General features: G+C 46.2%; 4 protein-coding genes and 1 pseudogene. All 5 read left to right on the forward strand.

The genetic code is table 11. The features are described from left to right. A pseudogene (locus K8S13_RS16875) lies at positions 1–246 on the forward strand (TRAP transporter small permease); the annotation flags it as partial. After that, positions 243–1,547 (forward strand): TRAP transporter large permease, encoded by a 1,305-nt coding sequence (locus K8S13_RS16880; protein ID WP_291464310.1) that lies wholly within the window; start codon positions 243–245, stop codon positions 1,545–1,547. The pseudogene K8S13_RS16875 and the gene K8S13_RS16880, both read left to right, overlap by 4 nt. Positions 1,548–1,573: 26 nt before the next feature. After that, positions 1,574–2,599, forward strand: coding sequence for an FAD binding domain-containing protein (locus tag K8S13_RS16885; protein WP_291464311.1), 1,026 nt, complete (start codon positions 1,574–1,576; stop codon positions 2,597–2,599). Positions 2,600–2,622: 23 nt separating this feature from the next. Continuing rightward, positions 2,623–3,132 (forward strand): (2Fe-2S)-binding protein, encoded by a 510-nt coding sequence (locus K8S13_RS16890; protein ID WP_291464313.1) that lies wholly within the window; start codon positions 2,623–2,625, stop codon positions 3,130–3,132. A gap of 3 nt (positions 3,133–3,135) precedes the next feature. Continuing rightward, positions 3,136–3,829, forward strand: a 694-nt coding sequence (locus K8S13_RS16895) for a molybdopterin cofactor-binding domain-containing protein (RefSeq protein WP_291464315.1), incomplete at its 3' end; no start/stop codon positions are given.

A 3,829-nucleotide genomic window follows, 5' to 3' on the forward strand; every position in this document is an offset into this window, starting at 1 on the left:
AAACCGCTTAAACGGATTATATCCATCATTAACCCCGGAATTTGCTGTGCCTTCTTCCTGATAACTTCCTGGCATGTTGTTCAAAAGGCATTGACATTGAAAAATGCAGGTGAACTCTCCGAAACCTTAAGAATTATTTACTATCCCTTTACCTTTGCCGTGGCATTCGGCTGTCTTATTCTATCGCTTGCCCTGTTTACCGATTTTCTCAAGGCAGTTTTGCCTAAAAAGGAGGTCGCAAAATGAGTCTTACCCTCATCGGCATTATCGGTATTTTTGCCCTGCTTTTTATCCTTTTCGTATTAGGAATGCCTGTTGGATTTACCATGGGCCTTGTGGGATTCTGCGGATTCTCCTATGTCATTTCCCTTGACGCAGGATTCAACATGCTGGCAACGGTCACATGGGACACATTTGCCAAATACGGATTAACGGTGATCCCGCTGTTTATCTTTATGGGCCAGATTGCTTTTTATTCCGGGGTCAATGAAAAACTTTACAATGCAGCCTTTAAATGGGTGGGCCATATCAGGGGCGGTATTGCCATGGCAACTATCCTGGCATGCTCGGCCTTTGCCGCCATCTGCGGTTCCAATGCAGCTACGGCAGCCACCATGACCACGGTTGCCCTGCCCCAGATGACCAAATACAAATATGAACCCATGCTCAGCACCGGGGCCATTGCCTGCGGATCAACCCTGGGGGTGGTCATTCCACCAAGTGTTGTCCTGATTATCATCGGGCTCTCCACAGAACAGTCCATTGCCAAACTTTTTTACGGAGGTCTTGGTGCCGGCATCCTGCTTGCCCTGCTTTTAATCATTACCGTCTATGTTCTTTGCTCTATTTATCCTGAATGGGGACCGGTGGGTAAGAAAACCACATTTAAGGAAAAAATAAAATCCCTGACAGGTGCCGTTGAAATGCTCATCCTTTTTTTCATCGTAATGATCGGACTTTATTTTGGACTGTTCACCCCAACAGAAGCCGGTGCAATCGGATCATTTTTCGCTGTTGTCATTGGTGTGGTGCAAAAAAATCTTTCCCTGGATGACTTTTATAATTCCATTTTTGATACCCTGAAAATATCCTGCATGGTCATTGTTATTATTACGGGTGCCATGATCTTCGGGCGGTTTTTAGCCATTACAAGAATACCCTTTGATATTGCCGCCTGGGTGGTCGCCCTTCCCTTTTCCAAACTCACCATCATGGCGATCATATTTTTAATTTATATCATAGGCGGCGCAGTCATGGATGCCCTGGCCCTGCTGCTTATCACTATTCCGATTTTCTTTCCCGTGGTTGTAAAACTCGGGTATGATCCCCTATGGTTCGGCATCACCATTACCATTGTAACCACATTGGGGGCTGTGACCCCGCCTGTGGGTGCCACCACCTATGTTGTGGGAGGCATGGCAAAGGATGTGCCACTTGAACGGGTGTTCAGAGGTGTTGCCTATTTTCTGCCAGCCTATATTCTTTGTATCATTTTAATGATGCTTTTTCCAAAAGTGATCCTGTTTTTACCGAGCCTCTTGAATTAATATTTATAAAATTAAGGAGAAACAACGTGCGGTTACCAAGGTTTGACTATTTAGAACCCGCTAATCTTGAAGAAGCCCTTGACCTTTTAGCCACCCACGGGGATGATGCAAAAATCCTTGCAGGGGGAACAGATCTTCTGGTCAGGATGAAAAAAGGGTTGTTAAAACCAAAAAATCTTATCAGCCTCAAAGCCTTGAATGAATTATCCTATATTAAAGAAGATGACGGATATATTAAAATCGGTGCCAGAACACCCCTGGCTGATATTATTGCTTCAGAGCTTATTCAAAACAAGGCTCGTGCACTGTTCCAGGCATGTGAGGAAATCGGAGCCATCACCATCCAGCATTACAGGGGAACCATCGGGGGTAATATTCTCCAGGACAACCGGTGCCAGCATTACAACCAGTCGAATTTCCATAGATCCGGGCGTCAGGCCTGTCACAAGGACGGAGGCAAAATCTGCTATGCAAGGGATGAAGGAGACCGGTGCTATTCCACCTGCCAGTCAGACGGTGCCACAGCCCTTATGTCTTTAGGTGCCCAAATTACATTAGCAAAAAAAGGGGATGAAAGAACCGTGGATCTTGCCGACTTTTACACCACAGACGGTATCATGCCCTTTGCCATGGAATCCCATGAACTTTTAAAAAAAATCGCTATTCCTGTTCATGGGCCCATGCAGGGAGCTAAGAGTGCCTATAAGCGCCTTGCCTACCGGTCTGCCATTGATTACCCCATTGTTTGTGCAGGCGTTCTATTAAAACCATCCGATACACAAAAGAATGAAATAGATGAAGCCAGGATCGTTGTCGGTTCCATGAGCAGATCTCCTCTTTTCCTTGCTCAGGAATCATCTTCTTTAAAAGGAAAAAAGCTTGATGATACGGATGCCTTTAAAAAGGCCGCTGACGCTTCAATGAATAGCGCTGCAACATTTGCTGTTCACAATGTGGGATCTACCCTTGAATACCGGTGCGCCATGGTATCTGAGATGGTGTTCCAGGCCCTTAAGGAATCAGCCCAGGCAGCTATAGCTGCAAAAGGATAAACGAATAATGGAGTTTACTTAAAATGGAAAAAATACAGATCACCTTAAATATAAATGATAAACCCTGTGAGGTTATGGTCTACCCACACGATACCCTCCTGGAAGTATTGCGGGACGAACTTGACCTGACCGGATCAAAAGAGAGCTGCGGGGAGGGCATCTGCGGTTCCTGCACCGTTCACATGGATGACAAACCGGTCCGGTCCTGCCTGACCCTGGCCATGGAAGCTGTGGGAACAAAAATCAAAACAGTGGAAGGGCTTGCCAATGGGGATGATTTGTCAGATCTTCAGCAGTCTTTTATTGATCACGGGGCTGTCCAGTGTGGATTCTGTACCCCGGGCATGCTCATGTCAGCTGACGCGCTGCTGAAAAACAATCCTAAACCCGATGAAAAAACCGTTCGAAAAGCCCTTGCCGGAAACATCTGCCGGTGTACGGGATATGCAAAGATTGTTGAAGCTGTGGCCCATGCGGGCAATCCACAGGATCATTGTCCCGATTGTAAAACCGGGAGTAAAGCAAAGGAGTAAAAAATGTCTGATTACACCATCGTCGGAAAAAGAATGCCCAGGATTGATTCCAGGGCCAAGGTTATGGGAAAGGCACTGTTTACTGCTGATTTAAAACTGCCCGGCATGCTGGTGGGAAAAATCAAAAGAAGCCCCTATGCCCATGCCCGCATTATAAATATTGATACGTCAAAGGCCCTGGCACTTCCCGGAGTCAAATCGGTTGTCACCGGCAAAGATACCGAAGGTGTCAAATGGGGAGTATTTGCCTATACCCGTGACCAGCAGTTTATCCAGATAGAAAAGGTAAGATACATTGGCGATGAAGTGGCAGGGGTTGCTGCTGTGGACGAAGACACAGCCCTTAAAGCCCTTGATCTTATTGAAGTGGAATACGAGGAACTGCCGCCAGTATTTGATCCCATGGAGGCCATGGTATCAGAAACCGAACTCATCCATGAGGATTTTCCCAACAACATTAATGTTCATGTGAACATTGATACCGGAAATGTGGATGAAAATTTTGAAAAAGCCTACTATATCAGGGAAGATACCTTTGTGGCACCGGAAGAATCCTATTTCCAGGCCGAACCCTATGCAGTTGCTGCAAGGTTTGACCATGAAGACTGCCTGGAAGTATGGATGCCCAATGGCGGGCCCCATATGAAATCCAAACCCCTTTCCAATGCATTCAAAATTCCTCTTCACAAGGTAAAGG

It is taken from the genome of Desulfobacula sp., assembly GCF_021107415.1.

Bases quoted from the DNA above. Each gene is read 5' to 3' on its own strand.
- K8S13_RS16880 (WP_291464310.1), top strand. From the start codon at position 243: ATGAGTCTTACCCTCATCGGCATTATCGGTATTTTTGCCCTGCTTTTT.
- K8S13_RS16890 (WP_291464313.1), top strand. From the start codon at position 2,623: ATGGAAAAAATACAGATCACCTTAAATATAAATGATAAACCCTGTGAG.